The 24,803-nt window shown below is 41.7% G+C and carries 22 protein-coding genes; 2 read left to right on the forward strand and 20 right to left on the reverse strand.

Annotated features, from left to right (window positions below; genetic code table 11):
* Nucleotides 1–6 precede the first annotated feature (6 nt).
* From H6550_14070 to H6550_14155, 18 genes are all read right to left on the reverse strand, one after another.
* Nucleotides 7–552 (reverse strand): YceI family protein, encoded by a 546-nt coding sequence (locus H6550_14070; protein MCB9047255.1) that lies wholly within the window; start codon nt 550–552, stop codon nt 7–9.
* A gap of 45 nt (nt 553–597) precedes the next feature.
* Nucleotides 598–969, reverse strand: a complete 372-nt coding sequence (locus H6550_14075; protein MCB9047256.1) for a hypothetical protein — start codon at nt 967–969, stop codon at nt 598–600.
* A gap of 72 nt (nt 970–1,041) precedes the next feature.
* Nucleotides 1,042–1,755, reverse strand: coding sequence for a c-type cytochrome (locus H6550_14080; GenBank protein MCB9047257.1), 714 nt, complete (start codon nt 1,753–1,755; stop codon nt 1,042–1,044).
* A gap of 33 nt (nt 1,756–1,788) precedes the next feature.
* On the reverse strand, nt 1,789–2,202 hold the full coding sequence (locus tag H6550_14085) for a hypothetical protein (GenBank protein ID MCB9047258.1): 414 nt from the start codon (nt 2,200–2,202) through the stop codon (nt 1,789–1,791).
* A gap of 113 nt (nt 2,203–2,315) precedes the next feature.
* Nucleotides 2,316–3,077: a response regulator transcription factor gene (locus H6550_14090; protein ID MCB9047259.1), complete on the reverse strand. Its 762-nt coding sequence runs from the start codon at nt 3,075–3,077 to the stop codon at nt 2,316–2,318.
* Nucleotides 3,074–5,935 carry a histidine kinase gene (locus H6550_14095; protein MCB9047260.1) on the reverse strand — a complete coding sequence of 954 codons (2,862 nt, stop codon included), beginning with the start codon at nt 5,933–5,935 and terminating at the stop codon, nt 3,074–3,076. The genes H6550_14090 and H6550_14095 overlap by 4 nt, the downstream gene beginning before the upstream one ends.
* On the reverse strand, nt 5,936–6,493 hold the full coding sequence (locus H6550_14100; GenBank protein ID MCB9047261.1) for a YceI family protein: 558 nt from the start codon (nt 6,491–6,493) through the stop codon (nt 5,936–5,938).
* A gap of 77 nt (nt 6,494–6,570) precedes the next feature.
* Nucleotides 6,571–6,810, reverse strand: a complete 240-nt coding sequence (locus H6550_14105; GenBank protein MCB9047262.1) for a T9SS type A sorting domain-containing protein — start codon at nt 6,808–6,810, stop codon at nt 6,571–6,573.
* 120 nt (nt 6,811–6,930) lie between these two features.
* Nucleotides 6,931–7,767, reverse strand: a complete 837-nt coding sequence (locus H6550_14110; GenBank protein MCB9047263.1) for a glutaminyl-peptide cyclotransferase — start codon at nt 7,765–7,767, stop codon at nt 6,931–6,933.
* Between the two features lie 69 nt (nt 7,768–7,836).
* Nucleotides 7,837–8,658 (reverse strand): hypothetical protein, encoded by an 822-nt coding sequence (locus H6550_14115; protein ID MCB9047264.1) that lies wholly within the window; start codon nt 8,656–8,658, stop codon nt 7,837–7,839.
* Between the two features lie 156 nt (nt 8,659–8,814).
* Nucleotides 8,815–9,255, reverse strand: a complete 441-nt coding sequence (locus tag H6550_14120; protein MCB9047265.1) for a hypothetical protein — start codon at nt 9,253–9,255, stop codon at nt 8,815–8,817.
* A gap of 128 nt (nt 9,256–9,383) precedes the next feature.
* Nucleotides 9,384–10,172 (reverse strand): hypothetical protein, encoded by a 789-nt coding sequence (locus tag H6550_14125; GenBank protein ID MCB9047266.1) that lies wholly within the window; start codon nt 10,170–10,172, stop codon nt 9,384–9,386.
* A 63-nt stretch (nt 10,173–10,235) separates the two neighbouring features.
* Nucleotides 10,236–15,428, reverse strand: a complete 5,193-nt coding sequence (locus H6550_14130) for a hypothetical protein (GenBank protein ID MCB9047267.1) — start codon at nt 15,426–15,428, stop codon at nt 10,236–10,238.
* 101 nt (nt 15,429–15,529) lie between these two features.
* Nucleotides 15,530–15,811, reverse strand: coding sequence for a hypothetical protein (locus H6550_14135; GenBank protein ID MCB9047268.1), 282 nt, complete (start codon nt 15,809–15,811; stop codon nt 15,530–15,532).
* A 504-nt stretch (nt 15,812–16,315) separates the two neighbouring features.
* Nucleotides 16,316–16,540: a hypothetical protein gene (locus tag H6550_14140; GenBank protein ID MCB9047269.1), complete on the reverse strand. Its 225-nt coding sequence runs from the start codon at nt 16,538–16,540 to the stop codon at nt 16,316–16,318.
* A gap of 29 nt (nt 16,541–16,569) precedes the next feature.
* Complete coding sequence (locus H6550_14145; protein ID MCB9047270.1) at nt 16,570–19,023, reverse strand: TonB-dependent receptor; 2,454 nt, start codon at nt 19,021–19,023, stop codon at nt 16,570–16,572.
* A 28-nt stretch (nt 19,024–19,051) separates the two neighbouring features.
* Nucleotides 19,052–19,705, reverse strand: coding sequence for a ribulose-phosphate 3-epimerase (locus H6550_14150; GenBank protein ID MCB9047271.1), 654 nt, complete (start codon nt 19,703–19,705; stop codon nt 19,052–19,054).
* A gap of 641 nt (nt 19,706–20,346) precedes the next feature.
* Nucleotides 20,347–21,849 (reverse strand): hypothetical protein, encoded by a 1,503-nt coding sequence (locus H6550_14155; GenBank protein ID MCB9047272.1) that lies wholly within the window; start codon nt 21,847–21,849, stop codon nt 20,347–20,349.
* Between the two features lie 269 nt (nt 21,850–22,118).
* Here H6550_14155 and H6550_14160 point away from each other — a divergent pair, with 269 nt between their 5' ends.
* Complete coding sequence (locus H6550_14160) at nt 22,119–22,667, forward strand: hypothetical protein (GenBank protein MCB9047273.1); 549 nt, start codon at nt 22,119–22,121, stop codon at nt 22,665–22,667.
* Between the two features lie 71 nt (nt 22,668–22,738).
* On the opposite strand, the gene H6550_14165 is transcribed toward H6550_14160, so the two are convergent.
* Nucleotides 22,739–23,245: a hypothetical protein gene (locus H6550_14165; protein ID MCB9047274.1), complete on the reverse strand. Its 507-nt coding sequence runs from the start codon at nt 23,243–23,245 to the stop codon at nt 22,739–22,741.
* A 563-nt stretch (nt 23,246–23,808) separates the two neighbouring features.
* On the opposite strand from H6550_14165, the gene H6550_14170 reads away from it, so the two are divergent.
* The gene (locus tag H6550_14170) at nt 23,809–23,961 is read left to right on the forward strand and encodes an HNH endonuclease (protein MCB9047275.1); all 153 of its coding nucleotides are present in this window, start codon (nt 23,809–23,811) and stop codon (nt 23,959–23,961) included.
* 176 nt (nt 23,962–24,137) lie between these two features.
* Here H6550_14170 and H6550_14175 read toward each other — a convergent pair whose 3' ends face one another.
* A complete protein-coding gene (locus tag H6550_14175; GenBank protein ID MCB9047276.1) occupies nt 24,138–24,740 on the reverse strand; it encodes a hypothetical protein in 603 nt (200 codons plus the stop codon).
* Nucleotides 24,741–24,803: the final 63 nt, after the last annotated feature.

Raw genomic sequence — 24,803 nt, forward strand, 5'->3', positions numbered from 1 at the left:
AGCTTATTATTTCTTCTCCAGTATGCTATTAACAGTTACCTCTACTTCTTTTGCAATCTTGTCTTTTACAAGACCGGGAATACTGATATTATAGTCCTGGGGGATGATATTGAATTTACTGTATACCGTTATGTTCCCTCCTTTCACCGTAATACTACCGGGCAATTCCACATCTTTGGTCACATCATGCATACTCATTTTGCCTTTGGTGGTCACGTTGTAGATCCCGTCTTTAGTAAAATTCACTTTGCTAAGGTCAGACACCTTGCCTTTATATTCAGCTTTAGGGTATTTCGAGCTTTCCATGTAATTTTCATTGAAATGCTCTTCCATCAATGCCCTTTCAAACTTGAAACTTTTTACCGGTGCCTGGAAGATAAATTCCCCATTCTCCGCATTCAGCACACTGGCCACTTCATTATTCTTAGCTTCAATATTTTCTAATGATGTACCGGCATAAAATGTAATTTTCCCTGTACGCGTAAGATACTTTTGTGCGTATGCCGATGATATCCCACAAACCATGATCACGGCTAAAATGATTCTTTTCATATCGTTATTCTGTTTACTTATAGTTATTCAAAAACCATACCCTACTTATTGTGGCATACCGGCATTTACCCAGGCTGATATCCTGGATATCTCGCAATCCCCCAACTTATTCATACCTTTTGGCATTGGCAGATAACCGGATTCCTGCTTGATAGAAGGTATCATCCTGCCCCCGTCGGCACATTTTTTCACCCCGTCATAATTACTCAGGTCATGAAAAAATGACTTGGTAATCGCGTCATGACAATCAGGAATGGCGCAATACTGGTTCATAATAGGTTGTATATCAGTAGCAAAGCTCAGGTTATTCGTATCACAACCAGTTGTAGCTGTAGGTTGTGGATATAACTGGTCTTCTTTATCATTGTAGCAGGCTGCCAATAAAAGAATACAAACAGGTATTAAGATCTTTTTCATGCCTTGGTCGATTATTCTATATAATGATTATTAATTCGTTTACCTAAGAATATTATAACAAGATATTAAAAATTAGTTATTCAACATTCCATCATTTACCCACTTTTCCACTTGTTTTATTTCACAGTCACTAAGCATTCCGCCTCCGTCCGGCATAGGTTTAAACCCGAACTCATGTTTGATAGATCCTAACAATGACCCATCCTTATTTGCAGCAGTAATGTTTACATAATTATCCAGCAATATTCCTCCCGAAGCACCCGACCCGCTGTGACATCCTGTACAATATTTATTGATCATAGGTTGTATATCCGCAGTAAATTTAAAGTTGTTCGTATCGCAAGGCACAGAACAATTGGTTGTGTTTTTACCACCCTCATCTATCCATCTTTTTATCAGATTACGTTGCTCCTGAGTGAGTGGGCTTGCCGGTGGCGGTGGCATAATATCTTTTGTATTGTCTTCGGTTATCTTTTCATATATCTCAGTTGCGTTGGCATTGCCTGCAACAAATTTCTTGGACACGATTGATGCATAGTCTGTCAACTGGTAACCTTCAGAACGGGTTGCAGCATCGTGGCAACCGGCTTTGGCACAATTAGAAACAAATATCGGCAAAATGTCGCGTGTAAAACATATCCCGGTATCTGTTCCGTTATTTCCGGAATTACTACTTGCACTAGTGTCTGCGGTTGCAGGTAACGGCCCGTCATATTTATGCTGACAAGCAACCACTACCACCATACTCGTCACAAAGCATGCGATGTAGAACAAAAACTTTTTCATGTATCGTTTTGTTTGTCTGTTTGTTTATAGCTATTACCTGTTTGCTGGAACACAATCACTCAATAACACACCAAAGATGCTGCTCCCGTTACAAAATCCCTTTACCGTCATAGTAGCTCCTGTTTCCGCATTTATCCCTTTATCCCTCATGGTACATTGTACAGTAGCCATAGGGTCATCTCCGGCCAGTATCACTACCAATTTACCATCTTGGTTCTCTTCCATCTCAGATACTGTTCCTGTAACGACAATAGCTCTATTCAGGTATTCTTCGTTAGCTTTTGTTTCGTCTGCAGCGTATGCACCTGTGATTTCTGCAACAGATACAGACATTGCTTTCACATCTTCAACTAACGTAGGTGGTTTATTCCACATCCTGTAGGCTACAATACTACCGGTAAGTATGGCAATTACAATAACCCAAAGTACTATCTTCCATTTATTCATAATATGTACAACTCATTATTGTTCAGCAATGTAAATGTATCAATATCTGAATCTTCCGCCTGTTAAAACACGATGAAAAGGTATATCCATGTGATGAAACAGTAAAAACCAATCTATAACTCTCCTGCCAGCCATTGTTTGAAGCCGGCACTACGTTCTGAGCTTACCAGGGGGGGCTCTTTCACCTCCGGAGCCAGCTTAACCAATACCCTGGCTTTGCTATATGTTTTCATCTCTCTTATTGATGATAATGAAATAATATACTGCCTGTTGATCCTGAAAAATTTTTCAGGATCCAGCATTTGTTCCAGTGCATCCAGGTTATTGTCAACAGGGTAAGTACGTTCCTCGAATGTACGCGCAAATGTTCCTTTGTTCTCGCTGAAAAAATAGGCGATGTCATCAGTACCTATTGTTTTTATATTATCCCCGAAACGTATCATGAATCGTTTTTTATATTCAGGTTGTTTCAATGCCTCAAGTAATATGTTTTGCTTCTCAGGGTCAATACTGAAAATGCGTTTCATTTGTTCCATTTTTCTCATAGCATCTTTCAACTCTTCAGCTTTTATAGGCTTCAGCAGGTAGCCCATACCAGACACCTTAAATGCCTCTATCGCATATTGATCGTATGCCGTAGTAAATATCACAGGAGCATCTATCTGTATAGCCTTGAGCAAGTCGAAAGCAGACCCGTCTGCAAGATGTATATCCATAAACACTACAGAAGGTCGCTCATTGTGCTCAAACCATTCTTTGGCACCGCTTACACTATCCTGGTGGGTAAGTATCTCTGCTTCCGGCATAGTCTCATTCAGCAATTTCACTAACCTTTTATATGCAGGCAGTTCATCTTCTATTATTACAACTTTCATATTAATGGTATTACGACAATAAATTCATGGTTTTCAATACGTGATAATACCTGGTTCTTAGTATGCAAGGCATATCGTTTCCTGATATTGGCAAGTCCCAGCCCCGCGCCTTTTTCTTTACTCATTTTAGGCTGGTAATTGTTACTTATGGTAAGCTCATTCTCAGCGGCAACAAACTTAACGATAAGTGGTTTTGCCTGCGAAACAATATTATGTTTAATAGCATTCTCCAGTAATAATTGCAAAGACATAGGCACCACTTTCTTATTTTTCAAACGATCGGGTATATCAACAACAAGTTGCAATGCCTCGCCAAAACGGCTTTTTTGTATATAAATATAATTCTGAAGTATCTTCCATTCTTCAGAGAGTGTTATTAGGTCCTTGTCCTTGTGGGATAACATGTTCCTGTACAGGTCGGACAATTGAGTAGTATACTGTACAGCCAGTTGTGTATCATCTTCTATTAAACCAGTCAAAGTATTAAGACTATTAAACAAAAAGTGTGGGTTTACCTGGCTCTTCAGGTGCTCATATTCAAACATCATCCTTTCCTTCTGTAATGAAGACAATTTACGCAGATTATACTCACGTATCCTGATGTAGGTGTATGCAATACCCCACAGTAGTCCTATTATTAGCAGTAAGAACCATATCTCCTGCCAATAGGGTTTTTCAATAGTAAATGTATGTGTAGCTTCTCCGAATGTATTGAACTTACTGTTGAGTGAAACCTGTATAACAAACCTGTAATCCCCGCTGGACAGTTGCGGAAATGTCACTGATTCGTCTCTTGTTGTGATCCAATCCTCATTATATCCTTCAAGTTTGTACCTGTAATACAACTGTTCAGGATTAGCAAAGTTGATACCGTCGTATGAAAATGTTATGTGATTCTCAGAATGCTTAAAACTATAACGTTGCAAACGTGTTTCCCTAAAAAAGGTCTTCAGCGATCTGATATACACCGACGGAGTGATCTTAACTGTATAATTATGTTTGCCGAAACATACCATCCCATCCTGGTAAGGAATGTACACATTACCCGCAGTATCACTCGCATAAAGGTTCAGCGCAGCAGACACAGTATCTATACCTACACCCAACCGGCGTTCATAATGCCTGAATTGCCCGCCACTCTGTTGCCACTCGTCAATACCTTTTGCATGCACTACCAGTATCGCTTTGTTCACAGTCGGGGCTATAGTGGCTATCATTAAACTCTGCAAGCCGTCTTCTTTATCAATACTCTTCCATTTTTTACCTGTGTATACCAACAAACCCTTATCAAATGTACTGGTCCACATATCACCACTGGCATCTTCCGTAATATTGTATATGACACTACTATTCATACCGGAAGTACTGTCCCAATGGGTATATACACCATTGTTGTAACGACACACCCCCGCTCCATCAGTAGCCATCCAGATGTTATTGTTCTCGTCAGGCAACATATTATATACGTAATCACTGCCTATACCCGAAGTTTTGTTATGCACTTTTACCAGCGACAACCTGTCCTCTTGTTCTACCTTGAGTTCTTCCACTCCATTCAGCCCTGCAACCCAAAGGTTATTCCCTTTACCCTTTATATCCAGAATACTTTCATTCTGCAACGGTGAGATACCGTTCATTTTCGTAAAATGCCTGTGATCTTTACTCAACCACAATCCATCACCAAAAGTCCCTACCCATAATGCACCTTTGGGGCCGAAATACAGATTAGTGATCGGAGTATTTGACACGAAGCTTTCTTTGATTTTCGGTGAACTGGCTGCCAACGAAAAATTATAGAGCTTATTTTTTTGTGCAAACCACAAAATATTGTCGTTATCGCAAGCTATTGCCGATAGGTCTTGGACAGAATACGGTACCGGTAGTTTTACAGATGTCATATATTCCGAGATGATCAACATGACGCCTTCGTTCGTAGCACACCATATGTTGCCCGTTTGTCCCATCAGCATCCTGTATATCTTCTTTCCTTGATATGCAAAAGGTTCAATGGCCAGGCTATCTTCTCCATGAAGCATGAGTCTTAATATATAACCGTTTTCTGTGCATACCCATGCCTTATTATCACCTACAGGCAATATATCATTTATCTGCCCCCACTGCCATGTTAAGTTGGTACGTGGTGTCCATGTACGCCTGTCTTTACTGCAGTAAAGGGCCACCCCTCCCTGATGTGTGCCTATCCAGCTCCAGCACTTTTCGGCCATAGGTCTTATCACTCTGACTATATTATCCGGCAGGCCGGTTGAGGTATTAAAATGCTGTATTTCAAATTTGCCGCTCTCATTTTTTATTTCATTTATACCCTGGTCAGTTGCTGCCAGCAACAATTTTTGAGATGGAGACAATATCGTATATACATAATCATCAGCAAGGCCGTCATCCATTGTATACCTCGTACAGTAATTATCATATACAAGGTACAGGCCCTCTCCTAAGGTAGACACTACCCATACATTACCCGACACAACATAAATAGACGATATTGCATCTCCCGGTTTGTTTCCAGATAATTTTTTGGCATAATATTTCTCACCATCCCAAATTCCCAAACCGCCCTTGGCAAACCCTACTACAAGACGGCTGTCATAGCAAGCCAGTGCAGTTACCGCCTGACCTGCTATCAACTGTATATTAGTAAAATTTCGTCCGTTGTACCTGTATAAACCTTCATCAGTACCTAACCATATATAACCGCTCTCATCCTTTACCAGGCAATTGACCTTTACCGGTATTGCAGATTCATTCAGCCATATATCTTTAGTAAAAGGTTCACCGGCACCCGCAGAAAAGGAGACCAGCGATACCAAAAAAAATATGATAAAATATCGTTTCTGCATTTATGCCTGCTTTCGTACCAGGGTCGATTTAACAACAACAAATATCTCCGTAGCCAGCTTATCATTTACCACCCGGGGTATTTTTATATCATGATCGGCTAATGCAACCTTAAATTCGGAAAACACTTCCACAACTGCATCCTTTACAAGTACCTTTGCATATATGATCCTGTCAACACTCACACCGTGTACCGTAAGCCGGCCTTTAGCACGAACCATGTACTTACCATTTTGCGTCAGATCTATATCTTCTATTATCTTCCCCGCAAAAACAATTTCTGGATACTTATATGTTTCCATATAATTCTCATGAAAATGTTCCTTCTGTAGTGGACTGTTAAACCCTTCGAATGTTGACACCTGTACCTTAAATACAAATTGTTTCTTATCTGTACTGATAACTCCCTTTAACTCTTTCGAAGCGGCCCTGATAAATTCATTAGGTGCATTTGAATTGATGCTGATCGTACCCTGGTCAACCTCATAGATAATTTGCCCGTTTGATATACACGGGCCAACTAATAGCAATACCAATAGTAATATCCTTAGCGGATGCATAGATATTAAAAATACACCATAATATCGGCAACCACAATATTATTAAGTTGAGAACGGCATTTTTAATGATGAAACGGTTAAGTCTTTACAAACACAGAGCGTGCTGTCTTTTGATTGGCATAAACGATCTCGATAATATAAGTCGCACTTTCCAGCTCTTTGATATTGACCTGGCTTTTTGATCCGATAGTATTTATGTCATGATACACCATATTGCCGGCCATATCCATTATTCTTATCTCACCAAAATCATTATCGGCAAAAATATTCAGCATGTCGCCGGACGCAATAGGATATACTGTCAGGTGTTTATCCATCAAGGGTACGTTTTGTACTTGAGTATGAGTATAAAGGTTATAAAATACACCTGTATTTGATATACCGACAAAACGGTATTATTATATACGTGCTATTGGGTATTGGTTAGTTTTAACAGGCTAATTATCCAGCTTAACTTCTAAAATCCTGGGCCAGTTTTTACCGGTTATTAATATCCTGTTCTTCTCTTTGTCATAAGCTATTCCATTCATTACCTCCGGTTCACCATTACGGTGAGATGTACCTGGTATACCGGCCTGCGTTCTCAATCTGCCCAGATCTGCCTCTGCAACAACTTTGCCTGTATTGGGGTCTATTTTTAATATCTTCTCCGTTTCATACACATTGGCATAAATGTAGCCGTTAATATATTCCAACTCGTTGATATTGGGTATAGGGCCGTAATTATTTGTAACCTGTATGCTCCGTACCTCTTTAAAGGTTTTGCGATCCATGAAATACAACTGGGGCGTGCCATCACTATATACCAGGTGTGTACTATCATGTGTCAGTCCCCATCCTTCATTCGCATTCAACCTGAACTTGCCCAGCAATCGAAAGGATTTTTTATCAAACAGGAATCCCGTATGCTCTCTATAGCTCAGCATGTAAATCGTATCACCCCATACTGTCATACCTTCACCAAAATACTCATTGCCCAACTTATACTCGTTCAGTATTTTGCCCGAACCTAATTCGTATTTATATAAATACGACCTGCCATATTGCCCCGTACTCTCATACATTACGCCGTCTTCAAACTGAAGCCCTTCTGTATAGGCTGTTTCTTTGTGTGGATATTGATTAACCAGTAATACAGGCATTTCAGGTATCGCGGACATCGTAGACGGGGATATGGTTTCGGCGGGTTGTTTTGTCTCTGTTTCATCATTGCACGATACTGCAAAAACTATGGTCGTAAACAATAACAGAGTCCTGAAATATCGATTGTGCATGTGCTTGAATTCCTTTTACGGCATCAAAAATAGCTCTACGGCTCATTTTTTCAAAAAATCATTAGGTAGCTACCTTTCTACATTTTGTCTTACCAACTGGTAGAATGGCTCAGGATAGATAACCTTTCCACTGGTATCTGTAGCAAACCTGCTATAATACAAGGTATCTGTCGCTGTTGTATATAATGGAGCTATCGATGCCAGGTTATTCGTCAATATATAACTATCAGCAGGTTGTGCTACGCTCAACCACATGCGCGGCTGCGAAATATCAAAGTTGAAACTCAGGTTGGTACTTGTAGCTTTACCTGCGGTATCTTCAAAAATATGCCTTGAGGTATGAAACCTGCTGATAACAAAGCTATGATCCCTGTCATGCTCATCCAGTCCCGCCCATACCGATGTACCGGACAAGTCATATGCATTTACAGCTTTCCACGTACTCGACACACCATCACCATCCATGCATATCAGCAATTCTTTGCGCTGTGTGCTGTTTATTTCCAAATTGTAGTCAGATGAATCTGCATAGTAATCGAACAATAATTCAACCGCTTTACCATTGGCATCTACAACAAACCAGTTACTGAACATATAATCAGCCGTATGCCAGTCGTATTGATAACGATAAGCGTTTTTAAGTTCTGCTCTTGGTATTTTCAATGTATCTGATGGTGCTAATGTCACGGACATGATATGTGGTAATGTTCCGGTAGCTATGTCATGTCCACTTAATGTGACATATACAGAATCAGGCAAAGTATTGATCATAAAGGCACTCGCATTGCCGTTATCTTCCTCATCTGCCACTGGCGTATACGTTTTCTTTTTACAAGCAGCCAACACTACCAAAACAGCCAACAATAGTATAGTGGAATAAGATCGGGACATGTTATAAAATTATGCTAATACAGCGGCAAAATAACTTTTATTACTATAATGTAGAACGTTTTTCGCTCAATAATATTGCTGCCCAACCACTTATCTGCCTGCAAAAATAAAGCCCCCATATATTACGGGGGCTATGTAGTAAAATGCTTTTGAAACCTATACTTTATATTTTATCAGCCTGAGTATTTCTATAAACATATCAGGTGTAAACAGTTTCTTTTTACAATGAAGTATGCGGCTCAATATCTGCTGATCTGTCTTAAGATGTGCTGCCAACTCAGCCTGGGTAACCTTTTTAGCTTCCATATACGCCTGCAGCCCTTCTGCTATCACTTCGTACATATTCTTAGGCGGCTTTTTCGAAGCAAGTATTTCGTTAACGCTCCCCGCACGGGCATATTTAAGAAACTTCTCTAGAAATGCTTCAGTCAAAGGCGTTTCACCATTTATCACCTTTGAGTAATAGTAGGGAGTCACCTTTATCTTCGCTGCTATCTCACCTTTGGTGGCTATGTTGCGGCGTTTCATTAATATGGCTGCTGCCTGTTTTAATTGCAGCGGCTTAACGTCTTTTACATGTTTAGCTTTTGGAGGCATTACTTACGATATTTGTGTAAATATACATATATCTGTCGGTTATCACAATCTTTATGTAAAATTGGTGCGTTAAGTTTTTTATCCTGCTGTTTTACATACATTGCAATGTCCTGACAGTCTGTTTTTAGTTATTGTCTCACCATCATAAAAATGTACTCATTGTCGGGAAATAATGCCATAACCGTGTCAGTTGCATTGCTGCTATAGTCCGTAACTGTTGACACAGGCAGCTTGCCACCGGTCATATTTCCGCCGATACTGCCGTCAGCATTCTGAAATTCAATGTACGGCACTTCAGACTGCTGAACCAGGAATAACAGGTTGCTGGTCTGGATATTACCGTCTGCATCTTTACGGGTATATTCAGCCGTAAAATCTTTCTTCACTGTTATTCGCCTGTAACGCTCGTTCACCGTGATCACATCCCATTGGTTGCTATAACCAATACTGGATGAGTACAGGTATGCGCCAACTGCTATCCAGCTTGTCTGTGTGCCCGAGCCCTTCAAAAAGGCCTTGCGGCCATTTCCCTTGTAGGCTGGCTCAAAATAGTAGGTATTATTGCCCGGTTTGGGTTGTATGCGTACACGGTTCCCATCTACAGGGTAGTCATCGTTGAACCAGTTGCTGTGATAATAATCCTCAGAATACCAGTCTATATAGTAAGTCACGCCGCTTTTAAAATTCTCACCCGGCAACACTATCTTATCGTTTGCCGGCACTATGATCCTGTCCTGCAGGTTACCATTAGTAGCGTAATCCTCCCCATTATCATACAGGTCAAGGGTTATTTCCTCATTCAACCTGTTGACAAATGTCACATCTGTAATGTCTATACCTTTCTTTTTACAACCGGGTACAATAGCTATGGCAATAAAAAGCAAAAGGGTTATCGGCAAATAATATACAATACGCATAGATCATTGTTGTTTTGGAACTAACTAAAGTACGTAATTTTTCCGGTCTGCATACAAGTTGCATTACCTCACCACGCTAAATGGTATCTCCAGGCTGTTGCCACTTACCATGATACGGAATATATAAACACCGCTTGCCAGTCCGCCATCCAGTTCTACCTTACGTTCAAACTCCAGATCTTTTGATTGGCCTATGTCATTAAAGACAACAGTACCCAGTATACTCACCACTTCATATGGCATTATCTGGTCGTGATTCAGTTTTGCTTTTATAGTGAAAGTACCAGTATTAGGATTAGGGAACAGGATAACGGATTCTTTGTTTAACTCCGCACTGTTCACTACTACAATAATATTCTCTGCAATACTGCAACCATTCAACGTAGTGGTTAATGTATAGGGGCCTGCTGCATTTGCGGTAGCCCTGTAAATTACCGGGTCCTGCAAAAACGAGCCGAAACTATTGGGGCCCTTCCATATAAAGGTAGCTCCGGGTTTAGGGTTCTCAACCTTCAGGAATAAATCACTGCCAACTGAAATAGGGCTGTTACTGCTTAATTGTGGTTTTTCAGGAGTAGGCTTAACTACCACATCTACTTCAGCAGTTCTTGTACAACCTGCTCTGCTGGCTGTGACTATGAACTTCCCGTTGTCCATAGAATCAGCAGGGTCTTTAAAGGCATCTTTGCCCAGGAACAAATAACCATGAGGGCCTGTCCAGGCATAAGCCACCGAACCTTTAGATGTATCCGACACTTTTAACTCCAGTCGTTTACCCTCACATAGCGGGCTGTTATATGATACGTCCATGATCCCCGGTAAAGAGATAACATTTACAGCAAAGGTGTCATATCCTTTACATCCTGTAACTGTTGAGGTAGCGATCACAACATAATTGCCCCTGTCTTCGGGTTTCGAACTATTGATCGTCACAACGGGGCCTGTACTACTGAATGTACTATTGTCACTGGTCCACTTGTAGGTCTCAGTGGTTGTATCATTCACCTTAAGTATGATCGGCTTCCCTTCACACACAACAGGACTATCCGAGGTAATAACAGGCTGTGGAATATCATAAATTACTACAGGTACCGTATCAGGTTCCGAAGGACACCCGTTTAATATCGTATAAGCCAGGTATTTACCTGCATGAACTGAAGGGTCAGCACCGGGTATTGATGGATTCTGACTGGTAGAGGAGTATCCTCCCGGACCATTCCAGGAATAGGTAATGCCTGAGGTTGATCCCGACGAAGTCAGGTTCAGCGTCTCGCCGGCACAAAGAGGTGCATTACTAGCGGCATTAGGCTGTGCAGGTTGTGGTTTAATCACCACTACTGCCGTATCATATGCTTTACAACCTCCGGCTTCAGCTTTCACTACGTAGGTTCCACCATCTGTTGGTTTGGCTTTAAAAATTGTTATCGACGCGCCAGGCAATGTTGTGGCACCCGGCGTTGTCCAGACCCGCTGTGCATTGCCCGGATGGGTAGACATCAGTTTCAGCGTATCACCTTCGCAAACAGGACTATTGGTAGTAATAACAGGTGGTGAAAGTGTATCCACTACTCTCAGGTACAAGCTGTCTGAACCAAATCCGCAACCGGGGGTTACTACTCTTATTGAATAATACCCAGAATCCACATATTGTACATTATTTCTCGTTGCAGTATCAGTATTCGCACTCCAGTTCCCGGGGCCGCTCCACACTATCTGAGTGCCGGTAGGCTGAGAGGGTGAGAAATAGAAAGTCATATTGGCTGATGGACAAACAATCGTACCAAGATTACTCATCGCTGTAACATTAATGATACTTGATTGAGTAATAGAAACTGTTATTGTATCTGTTTGTTTACAACCGGTAGAGGTGAGTTCTGATTGCAAAATGTATGTTCCGGCATAGCTGGTAGCAACATTGGGTATCGTCTGGTTGGCTCCCGTCTGGTTGTATCCACCCGGTCCAAACCACTCTACCGACGCCCCTGTTGTAATATTAGTACCTGTCAATTGCAGATCTGCTCCGCTGCAAAGAGGGCTATTACTGCTGGCTACGGGTTTTGCCGGGGCCTGTTTGATGGTGACAGATACGGTATCTTTTACCGTACATCCTACCAGGTCTGCCGTCACGACATAATCGCCGGAGTACGAGGTCATTAATCCTGTTCTGGCCACACTGGTTTGTCCGGTGTTAGCTGTAAAACCTCCCGGTCCCTGCCAGTGGTATACAACGCCTGATGTGGCAGACGTGCCATATAACCATAAAGTATCGCTCGAACACACAGGCCCGTTGCTGCTGGCAGTGACTGGTGCCGGAGTTTGTCCTATTGTGACAACTGTGGTGTCCTTACTGTCACAATTGTTTTGTGTTACAGTAACAATATAACTACCTGCATTTGAGGTAGCGACATTGCTGATTGTAGGGTTTTGTTGGTTTGAAGAGAATGCCGGTCCACTCCAGCTAATGGGTAACCCGTTGGCAATGTTATTACCTGTAAGATGCAGGTCCTGACCACTACACAGTGGGCCGTTGTTGCCTGCCACCGGTTTAGGTGCCGCCTGGCGTATTGTTACGGATGTTGTGTCTGAACGCGTACAACCATTCAGAATAGCAGTAACGATATAATCACCAGACATGGAACTGCTCATGTTCGTACGTGTCACATTCTGGCCATATTGTACATAGCTTACCGGCCCTGTCCACATATAAGTGCTTCCCGAAGAAGAAGCCGTAGAAGACAAATGAAGGATACTGTTACTACACACTGGTCCATCATTAGATGCAACCGGCCAGGTTGGTTTGGGCTTAATGAGTATGTCATTACCATTATCGTAAGAGGTGTCTATAGGCATAGTAGCAATAATCCTTATCCTGAAACCGCTGCCTGTCATGTTAGATGGCAAGCCTACATTTATTGTACCTGCACCGGTAGCAGCCTTGCTGCCTATATTCACCGGCGAAGCGAAACTACCTGAGCTATTTGAAAGTTGTACGGTAAACGTGTTACCACTTACAAATGGATTGGTGACACCATAATTAAGCACAAAAGAATCTTCTATACAATGAACAGTCTGTGTAAATGGCTGGAAAATGAATGCACTCGTATCCGGGGTAAACTTGGTCAGGAAACCGTCGTTACCACCTCCACTATAGCTATTCTGCCTGCCACTGTATGCTATACCGGTATCACTTTCGGTATAGCCACACATGTATACGACGCCACCAGGTGCCGTAATGACACCCACACCGTAGTCATTCTGGCCTCCGCCATAATATGAGCTCCATATTTTACTGCCTGATGTACTGTATATGTACAACATAGCATCAAATGACGGGTTACCTGGATCTGCCTTTGAAGTCCTGTGTGCACCTGTTGTCGCAATACCTGAAGTGCTCGCAGTACGACCTGCTATATTTAAGTCTCCATACTCGTCTATGGTTATGTTACCGCCGTAATCTGTATTAGATCCGCCCATATAGGTGCCCCACGAACGCTGACCGGTACTGTCAAATTGGGCCACGAATGCATCATATGCACCACCAAATACAGTTTGTTTACCGCTGGTAGCAATATTTGCTGAACTCTGGGTACCGCCTGATATATAAATATTGTTGGTATCTCCTATTACAATACCACCGGCAGTTTCATGGTATGCACCACCGTAATAAGTAGCCCAAATGCGTTGGCCATTAATTGGATTGAATTTAGCAATGAGTATCTCGAAATACCGGTTATTGTTGTTTGGAGTAGGGTCATTTACCACCCATACAGGTGCGTAGGTTCCTGATGTTCCAAGGGTATCACTTTTAAATTCACCCATCACATATACTATACCATTGGGATCTGTAGTTACATTTGTAAAAAAGTCATCGTAGGTACCTCCGTAATATGATCCCCATTGCCTTACACCATTCTTATTGAACTTGGCAATGTAGCCATCATACAGACTATGCCTTGACGACTGCGCTACACCACTGGTTGCAATACCTGTATCACTGGTTGTCCGACCTACCAGGTATATATTATTGTTCAGGTCGCAGGTCACATAGGTCTGAAACTGGTCAACGGATGTTTTTTCCTCTCCGGCACCACCATAGTAGGTGCACCATACCCTTTGCCCTGACGAGTTAAGTTTACCCAGGAATGCATCACTGCCTCCCCCGCCTCTGTTCACCTGGTGAGCTCCGGAAGATGCAAGTGTGGATGACGTATCTGTTACACCACTAAACACTATATCGCCTTCGCCGTTTACCTTCACTGCATTGATAACATCTCTTCCCCTGCCGCCATAATATGTACACCACAAACGTACACCTGCAGGAGTGAGTTTGATGACGTAGCCATCTGCAACACCACTGAAAGTATCAATTGCAGTACCTGAGGTAGCCACGTTTGTTCCGCTGCTGGTCAACCCCGCCATATAAACGTTGTAGTAAGTATCAACTGCAAGGTCGTACGACTGGTCAAGGCCTGTACCTCCCATATAGGTAGCCCACTCAAGTGAAGGATCTATGACGATATGGCCCTCATACTTGTCAACCGAAAAAGTTACCGTACTACCCGATAATTTGTAGGCAGAAGGTATGGCAATATCGGTATTTGCATAGTAAGTATATGGTGCGTGTTCGGTAATTCGTCCGTAAGGAGTTGTAGCTATTACTTCTCCACCCTCAATAGCAAGACCTGTAGCACCTGAATATTCCATCCGTATATCATCTGTATTACCTCCCGGGTGAATGATAAAATCATATTTCAGCTTACCATCGTAGTTGTAGAGCACCCAGTCGATATTATTATAAATGTTCTTATAGGTAATTTTCCTGAATGTACGTGTCGTTACATCTTCAAGACCCGGAGTATAATAACGCTCTATAGCGTCGGTCTGTTCTTCTGCTACAGGCAGTACATTGACATTAGCACCTACAAGTGTTACATCCATCCTGTAACTTGCTATCAAATCCTGTGGTGAATTATGCTCCTCCTCTTCGCTTGTAGCCAACTGCTTGTTCCACTGATAGTGTATGCCTCCTGAACCAATGAATATATTCAATTTACCTGCAGGAACTTTAAAATCTATATCACTTCTTACATGATCATACTGGTCTTTGATCTGACCCTTATTCTCAATAAAACATATTGATTTTTCTCCAACAAACTCTTTGTTTTTGGGTGACGCAGTGATAATATTGTTAGGTGCCATTGCAATGAGGGTCAGTAATACAATGACAAATACACGTTTGTGTATAACGTTTACCATTAGATACAAATTTTCGTATTTAAAGATAGCTAAATTGAGCAATACAGATACACTTACATTAAAATCTGCAGGTTATTTATGCCGATTTTAATATTATTAGTTTATAACTGCTTTATAAATGATTCTATTGTCTTCTGTATGATCTCTTTCAGGCTGGTGGTAATATCCTCTTTACTGCTGTTTTCGGGTTTATATTCCTCAACAAATGACACACCGGTTTTGGTCAGTTCCTGCTCAAGTTGTTTCAATTGAGTCATCAGGTCATCAAAGTCAGGGCGTCCTCCCTGCCTGACGGTCATAATTTTGACGTTGGCTAAATATTTAGCTGAAATGGCGGAAGCCATATCCTCAAAGAGGCGGATGGTATTCTCAAATTGACCCATTGCAGAGTAGACTATAACAAATATATAAAAATACAATCAAACATAACAACGACCTTTGTCATAGGTCATTGTCGTAAGAACATTAAAAACAAAAGCTGACCACATGTTTATATGGTCAGCTTAAATATGTTTTACTGAGCAGACTATTTTATTGAGCAGGTAGTCGCGCTTTTTGTAGGTATTGCAGTTGTGATTCGAGATTCCCAGTCTTCACACAGACGCGTTGCATGTGATTTCTTATTGGTATAATAAATCATCTGATCTTCTTCGTTGGTCTCCGGATCCACGCAAGTGCAGGTATATTCCTTAGAACAAGATGCAAATACAACAGTGGCCATCGCCAGGAATAACATTTTCTTCATTTTGCTTTTCATTTATCAGGCCTACAAAATAGACATTTAAGTTAACAAAATTATAAAACTCCTGTCGATTTTTATATATCCGGCGTATTGTATTTGTCATATAAATGTTGATTTTATATGGCAATAAGCAGACATTGATAGCCTATTTGATATTGCATTCAATATTCTTACCATAGAAGTTGGCTGTATCTGCGTGGTCGTGGCAGATATATGAGGCCTCTCCAGACGTTTGTACCCTGATTGTATATGTAGTGTCTGTTTTACCCGAACTTTTATCATCGCATGTGCATGTGTAACCATAGGTATCCTTTTTGCGACAGGCAACGAATACCATCACTATCATAACCGGAATAACTAAATGCTTCATCTCTTTATATATGTAAGTTATAATATACGTCAAAAATCGACGACCAGTTTGGCATTGATCAACCTGGACGTGAGCCTGTTGGGCACAGCAAAGGTAAGCGAACTGGTCTGATCCTGTACCCATGTGTATGACAATGTATTCTGTATACCCAAAAGGTTAAACACCTCTGCACTGAACCAGATATTTTTAAAAGCACTGAGCAGCTTCTTATCTGTATGCTTCTCGCCATTCAGCAGCAAGGCTGAAAATCCGATATCTACTCTTATGTATTGCGGCAGGCGCAATGTATCTCCATAGCGCTTCTTATCAGGCGGGCCAAAGGGCAGGCCGGTTGTGTATATGGTGTTCAGGTGCATCTTAAAGTTCTTATTACGGGGCAGGTAATCCTCAAAATACATACCCAGCATAAAGCGCTGATCGGTAGGACGTGGTATATAACCCGGGTAGATCGTTGCGCTGTCTGCACCGCTAACATCCCTGTAGACTATTTTATCATCCTTTACATCCTCTTCTGCCTTGAGTATACCTATACTTATCCATGAAGTAGCATCTTTTACAATGTCACCATATATCCTCATTTCGCCACCGTATACCCTGCCTACCGCGTCATTCTGCCCGAAATACCGGATACGAACATTATCATACTCATATGGTACAATGTCCCAAAGACCCTTATAATACACTTCTGTCGTCAGTTTGAATGGCCGGCCCCAACTCTCAAAGTTGTAATCGGTACCCAGCAATATGTGAAATGACTTCTGTGCTTTCAGGTTCATATTCACATTGCCATTCAGGTCGCGCATTTCACGATAGAATGGTGGTTGCTGGTACAAGCCACCCGCCAGTTTAAACACTATATCTCTTTTCCATTCAGGCTTAAATGCCAGGTGCGCCCTGGGGCTTACCAGCAGTTCGCCGTTCAGCGTACTGTAATTGAACCGGGCACCAATCGACCCTGTCAGATCTATAGAATCGCCGATCCTGAAATTGTCCTGCAGATAGCCGGTATATCTCAGGTAATTAAAATCAGCCGTTGAGGAGTATACCCTTGTCAACTCCAGGCTATTCGGGTCGAATGGTTGGGTGAAACCCGCAGAGTCGCGTCGCTCCCACTCATTCAGCTTATCGGAAATACTGGTAACATTAGCACCCAGCCCCCATTGTATAAAATGCTTCCCCCCGTCATAAGAGCCTTTATGTGCCACATCTCCAACATTCACTCTCAGATAGTTGCGGGCATATGTATGGATGACCCCGGTACCCAGGTAGGTTTTCAACTGTCCGAAGTTCTCCTTACCAAGATCTGTCTCCAGTTCACCCAGCAGGTATTCACCCGATATATCATAGGTCTCCTTTTCATTGGTCTGAAAACCGGAAGCCAGCAGTTTGAGCCTCAGTTTTGTATTGGGTTTGTAGGTGGTAGAAATACCTCCAAAACGTGAATCGAACTGGTCGGTCTCGGAACCATTATAGAATACCCGAAGCTGGTAGGCTTTATTGATAAGCCCGAAGCTGCTGGTAGACTCCTTGGGAATATACCTGAACCTGTTACGCGCATAGTTGCCTATCAGCTCAACCTCCCATTTAGCATTGAAATGGTACTTTATATCAGCCTGTATATCTGTGAACGATGGGTTGTATATACCCTTTGTGGGCTGCGCCTTAAGTAAGTACTGGTTGCTTTTTTGCCTGGCGCCGAACAGCCAGGTAAGCTTATTATTCTTTGAGGCCCCCTCCAATGCCAGGCTGGCACCTAACATACTGGCTACTGCCCTGCCACCAAACTTTGTCGGGTTCTTATAGTTCACATCCAGCACGCTGGACATTTTATCGCCATATTTTGACTGGAAACCGCCTATAGAAAAATTAACACCGGACACAAGATCTGCATTAACGAAACTCATTCCCTCCTGCTGTCCGCTGCGGGTAAGAAAAGGGCGGTATATCTCAAAGTCGTTTACATACACCAGGTTCTCATCGTAGTTACCACCGCGCACATTGTATTGAGATGTCAATTCGTTGTTGCTGCCCACATAGGTTTTTATCAATGCCTCAACACCACTACCAAAACTGGTGCTTGGCAAAAGTCCGGCCTTACTCACATCCAGCTTAATATTGCCTGCCTCGTCCCTACGCTCTGCCATTTTTACAAAGTCCTTCATTTGCGTGGCTGAAGGAGCCAGTTGTATGTTTATTGTCTTACTTTGCCCGGGTATCATCACCAGCGATTGAGATTGGACTTCATATCCAAGGTGAGAGAACACGAGTGTTACCCTGCTGTTGGCAGGTATTTCCAGTTTATAATCTCCTTTACGGTCAGTACTAGTGCCAATGGCCGTACCACTCAGCGCAACCGTCACAGCGTCCATAGCCTTACCCCTCTCATTGGTTACTTTGCCATTGATGTATGCATATTGCTGGGCATGAACACCATAAATAATGGTGACCAGGCAAATAAATAAGGCAGTGAGTTTCTTTAGCATCTGACTGAAAACGGGTATAGTTGATGTTTTATTTTCCTGCCTGTTTCAATTTCCTGATCATTTCAGCCGGGTCGGGAGATGAAAAGACCGTATTACCCGCAACCAGCACATCGGCTCCTGCTTCTACCAGCGTAGGTGCATTTTCGAGTGTAACTCCACCGTCTACCTCTATAAGTGCTTTGCTGCCGGAGTCTGTGATCATCTTTTTCACCTTGCGTATCTTTTCTATTGCCTGCGGTATGAACTTCTGTCCGCCAAAACCAGGATTCACACTCATGATCAGTACCAGGTCTATATCAGTTATCACATCTTCGAGCAGATGTACAGGCGTGTGCGGATTGAGCGAAACACCCGCCTTCATACCCAATGCTTTAATAGCCTGCAGATTGCGGTGCAGGTGCGTGCTGGCCTCGTAATGTATGGTCAGAATATCTGCGCCGGCATCTTTGAAAGCCTCGAAATACCTTTCCGGCTCCACGATCATCAGGTGCACATCAAAGGTCTTGGTAGCGGTTTTCTTCATGGTTTTGATGATGGGCATACCATAACTGATATTGGGCACAAAGCGCCCATCCATAACATCCAGGTGAAACCAGTCGGCCTCGCTGTTGTTGATCATTTCGATGTCACGGCCCAGGTTCAGGAAATCGGCAGATAATAAAGAAGGCGCTATCAGGGGCATTATTATATATTTTGTTGTTTAAGGTTGCAAGATAAGGTTAATAGGGTAAAACGGGAATGTGCACAGGATTTTTGGTCATTGCCGGCAAACACCGGGCCTTTGGGGCGCGTATTGGTGTCCAACAGGCTCATTTTGTTAAGTAGCCCACACCAAAGTTTAACCAAAAGCAATACCGGGCCTTTGCAACAGACTGACAATGAATGTGTTGAAATACAATTGTTAAGTAATGTTAAGTAAAACAACGTATCGTCGCAACAGTTAACAAAAGGGAAAAGCGCCCTGCTTACCGGCGGGCGCTTTATATTATATATTTTCCTGTGCAATCTATTCATAAGTACAGGTACAGGTTTTAAAGAACAAATATACAATATATTACCAAATAAAACAATAATACCAGAAGGAGATTTTGCAACAATCTTCAGACAGGAAATCACATCGAAGTGACTACCCGGGACTGGACATGATTAGTAATGGAATAATTTTTTGCAAAGCTAACAGCCTGATCCCTTGTATTAAAAGGACCGCCGACCCTTACCCATCTGTTAGCAGGCTTTGCCTCAACAAAATACGCGTTTTGCACTGCGTCTTCATGAAATCTAATGTTCATTAATACAACCTTAGCCATAATGATTATGTTTTAATTATTTAAAGAATATCTTGTTAAATGGTACTGATGTATTGATTCCAATAATGCCGTTTTCCCATATGGTGTTGTTAGTTTTTGCAACGTCTGTCATATCAGGCAATTCCAGGAAAACCTCAAAATTGATCCTCGCTTTACTCTTCTTATCTTCCGGATCATGTTGATTATTTAACAACCTGACCAGATACCCGATATGTGTATTATAAACCGGCTTTGAGATCGGAGAGACAATCAATTGAGCAGAAAAATTCAAACCAGAGCTTTTATTTTCTCCAAACATAGCCGTGTATGTACCACTAAACACATGCTTGATATTCGTTTCGTAATTTACATTTGTAACATTCTTAGCCTTTTTGGATGACTGTATCAGATACATTGTATCATTGCCGGGACTGTTATTGATACTTCTCAGAATTTCCTGGCTTTTAAGCCCTGCAATTGAATTGGTTCTTTTAGGTGCATAGCCAATATTAGCGTAGTATGATTGAATCAGTCCCTGCTTCTCAAATTTCTCTTTGAACCAGTTGGCAGCAATATTCAATCCAAGCGCGTCAAAATCCTGTGTTGAGAATCTTTTAGATAAAGGAGCATTGCTGTTATAAGTATCATACGCCTCCCTGGTATATGTTATACCCCCACTCCACCAGAAGAAACTTACAGACAGCCATGATGCATCCTCAATTTCTAAGTCATACAACTCGTTGGTGTATTTTTTGATCACCTCATTTGCTATCTTCTCCGCAGATTTATCTAACAATCCTGCATCACGCAACGTTTTTTCAAGAGCCTCTTTCTCCTTCAATACAGCTATAACCTCTACTGAGTTCAAGGCTTCAAGATTCATACCGTTAAGTTCTTCCCACCTGTCTAAAATAGCAGTGTATTTACTAACGAACTCTGCCTGGTATTTGTTGCAGTAGGCTTCTTTAAGCACAGCTCTCTTCTTATGCATTATTTCTAATGGACTTGTATGATTACCATGTTCATCAAAATAATCCGTAACATATATAATTTGTCCTTTCTTTGAACGACTTAACCTGCCGTTTTTAGGGAGAAAAGCGAAATTTCCGAAAAAAGTTGTTCCCGACTGAGGTACATTACCATTAAATAACTGCGACACATTATTGTCCAGTTTTGCAGACACACCTGATGTCATTAATAATATTCCTCCCCTATTCCCTTCAACCTTCCTGCTAATGTTAAGATTCAGCTGTGTTTCTTTATCAGCTAATACAAGTGATGCAGACGTGCCGGTAGGTAGTGTTCCCCTGCTATAGCTTAAATAGGTAAAATACTGGTCAATATACCTCTTATACGTTCCGCTGGTGGCTATTTTATTTGTGTCTTCGCCAACTATAACAGGCTCTACTGCATTGCACAAAACATTAACCCCTCTCACAACATTATTTATTTTCTTTTCAGTTTCTTCAACATCAATAACCTGTGCTGACACCCCACTCATGATGGTACATAAAAACGGTATTATTATGATCTTTCTCATCGGTATAATATTTTACACAAATCTACCGACCCCGTATACCCTCCACAAGAGTGAAAACACCTTACCGGGTGTATGAAAAATCATGTATTGTCATCTACTCATAGCTCTTGACAATACAATTAGAATAGCTTACTTGTTATCAGCCTGTTAACAGGATGCAAAGTGAAGGTTAACCGTTAACGAAGTTTAGGGAGCGTGGTCATTGAGTGTGCATATTTGTGCTGCAAACAAACAGCGGAGTGAAGTGATCCGTAGCAAGCAAAACAAACATGAAGAGGATAACCTTATCGGCCATACTGGCCATATCATTTTTAACATCGTTTGCACAGAACGCAGGCAGCAGCGGGGCACAAACCGCCGACCTGAACCTGAGCAACGCATTGGAAATATCATTCACCGATAATTCCAGCAGCACCATTAATGTGCAGTTCAACTCGCTGAGCGATATGATCAACGGAGTGGAAACGAGCACACACGAAATACGCGTACGTTCCAACAAGAAATTCAAAGTGACCGTAAAGCCATCTTCTAACAATTTCAGCTATTCAGGCAGTTCGTTAATAGGCACATTATTGAAAGTAAGTACTGTAATGAAGATACAGGTAGTGAATAATAACACAGGCGGAAACCAACCATTGAGTGCCCTGCTAACCGGTTGGCAAAACTTCAGTGTACTGGGTCTGCCTGTTACCCTGCTGAACAATTGTAACCCCGGCAATAACCAAACCTTTACCGTAAAATACAAAGCTACACCCGGTGTGAATTGTGTAGCCGGCAACTATACGACTGATATGGTGTACACGGCCACACAGCAATAAATGTGAACCTGACCATAATAAAAAGCCCCGCTGTTACAGGCGGGGCTTCTGCTATATAGGGGTAATGTGATTTATTGCTCGATGATCACACCAGAAAGTGTTGTGGTATCGTCTGATGGTTTGGTAGTGAACACCTTTGTATCCGGCAGTTCGAACTTAATCTTACCATTCACCATTGTCACTTTTGCTGTGATATTATCTATACCTGCGGGCATGTATGTGGATGATGTAGCGTATAAACCGGCAGATAAAAAGACCTCGTCAGCAGCCAATGAATCCTGGGGTTTAAAAACTACCTTATAGTTGCCATCAGCCGTAGGTACATTTTTGAAGAATACATTAAATGAATTTACCTGTGGGTTGCTGCCTGAAGGAGTACCGTCTGTAGCAGTGAGTACATTCTTATCGTGTATCAGCACAAGCGCAGCTTTGTACTGTGTACCTTTCAACGTCCATGTATTGTCAGGAGTTGTGTTTGTGGTGGTGGGTGTTGTTGGCGTAGTAGTTGTATTGTTCTTATTACAAGACATCATACCTGCTGATAATAACAAAGCGAAAAACAAAGTGATTTTTTTCATATAATAATTTTTTACAAAAATATTTTCCGGATCGTTGATACTCAATACGTACTACTGGGTATTTTTATATACGTACATGGTTGTATACCTATACCTAAGGCCACATCTACTTTATCTCAATTGATTATTAATCAACAATTTATATTTTAAACAATTCTCAAAGTAAACCCCAACCTTTTTGACGGTTTAACCTATCTATACAAGCAGACACCAAGTTTACCTGTAAGCTGAGCCGCTCTGACAAAGAGTGGCTTTGCTTTTTGTAGCATTTTCGCTCTGAATAAAAGTGTTTATTTTACTATCAAATAATAATATTTTTTTATATTAAAATAACGATATATTTATTTCCTCTTATCCCTTACATTCTTTATATTTAATCATTCTTTAATTAAAAAGGCGTTAAACCGATAATAATTTAAGACGTGATACGAAAATCAAACACCGATTGTGCAGGCAACAAATTCACCAAAGCAGTAAAAAACCGGGTATGGGCCAAAGCAGGTATTATAGAAGGGCATCCTGACGATATATGGCGGCGAGATGCTACAGGCAATATCATCAATATGCAGGAGTTTGGCAACCGGGGGTCTGAATATGGCTGGGAGATAGACCATATTATTCCCGTAGCCGCAGGCGGTACGGATAATATTCATAACCTGCAGGCGCTGCACTGGAAAGTAAACGAAGAAAAAGGCGACCAACACCCGTGGCCATAAGATATTATTAACCAATAGTTTGTGAATTGTAAAACTTATGTAAACACCCAACCTTTTACAAGGATGACCTTTCTATATAGTTGTTGTTGAATTGCTTCATTTGACACGTTTACCAAAAGCATTAGCCCCACCATTCCTGGCGGGGCTAAATTTATTTATGTGTCTCTTGCAATATATCAGCGTTGTGCTGTTACCCAACCCGGGCTATACCATTTAATTGAGTTGATTATGTGGTTGGATATATCTTTCCAGCGCTCCAGGTCGTGGCCATCTTTATCCCAATAATAATAATTGAACTCCAGCATACGCCCGTCGGCAATGATATAATAGCTAAGGTTGTAATTGTTGGTATGTGTTCCTCCACGCTTGACAATACTGTTATCAGGCGTAGCCAATGTAGCCATTACAGTATAACGTTTATTGCCTATCATATAGCTTGTATCCTGCAGCAGTTGTGCATTGTGCAGGCATTGCTTACGCGGATCGTAGTGATTGTTGAGGTGGGCAGGATCAGTTATCCAATCGTGGATGTTCAATTGGATATTCACACCTTTCTTTTTATTGCATTCGCTGGAAAATGAGATGGTATATCCTCCGTCAGGACAGTTGTCCCAATAGTGATAATATTCCCTGTCTTTTTGCAGGGATGCGGGAATCTCTAACTGTAAATTACCATTGAAAAGGTTGTGCTTTTCGAACGTTACTTTAGCGGCGGGGGGTGTTTTAGCATATAATGCAGACGACAACACCAACAGCACGAAGAGGCTTAGTACACGCATGTTTATTATTTTTCGGTTGAAATGCTAATATACGGACAATCTGCAGATGTTAACAGGATTAAT

It is taken from the genome of Chitinophagales bacterium (assembly GCA_020636495.1).
In the GTDB taxonomy this organism is placed as follows: domain Bacteria; phylum Bacteroidota; class Bacteroidia; order Chitinophagales; family Chitinophagaceae; genus UBA5543.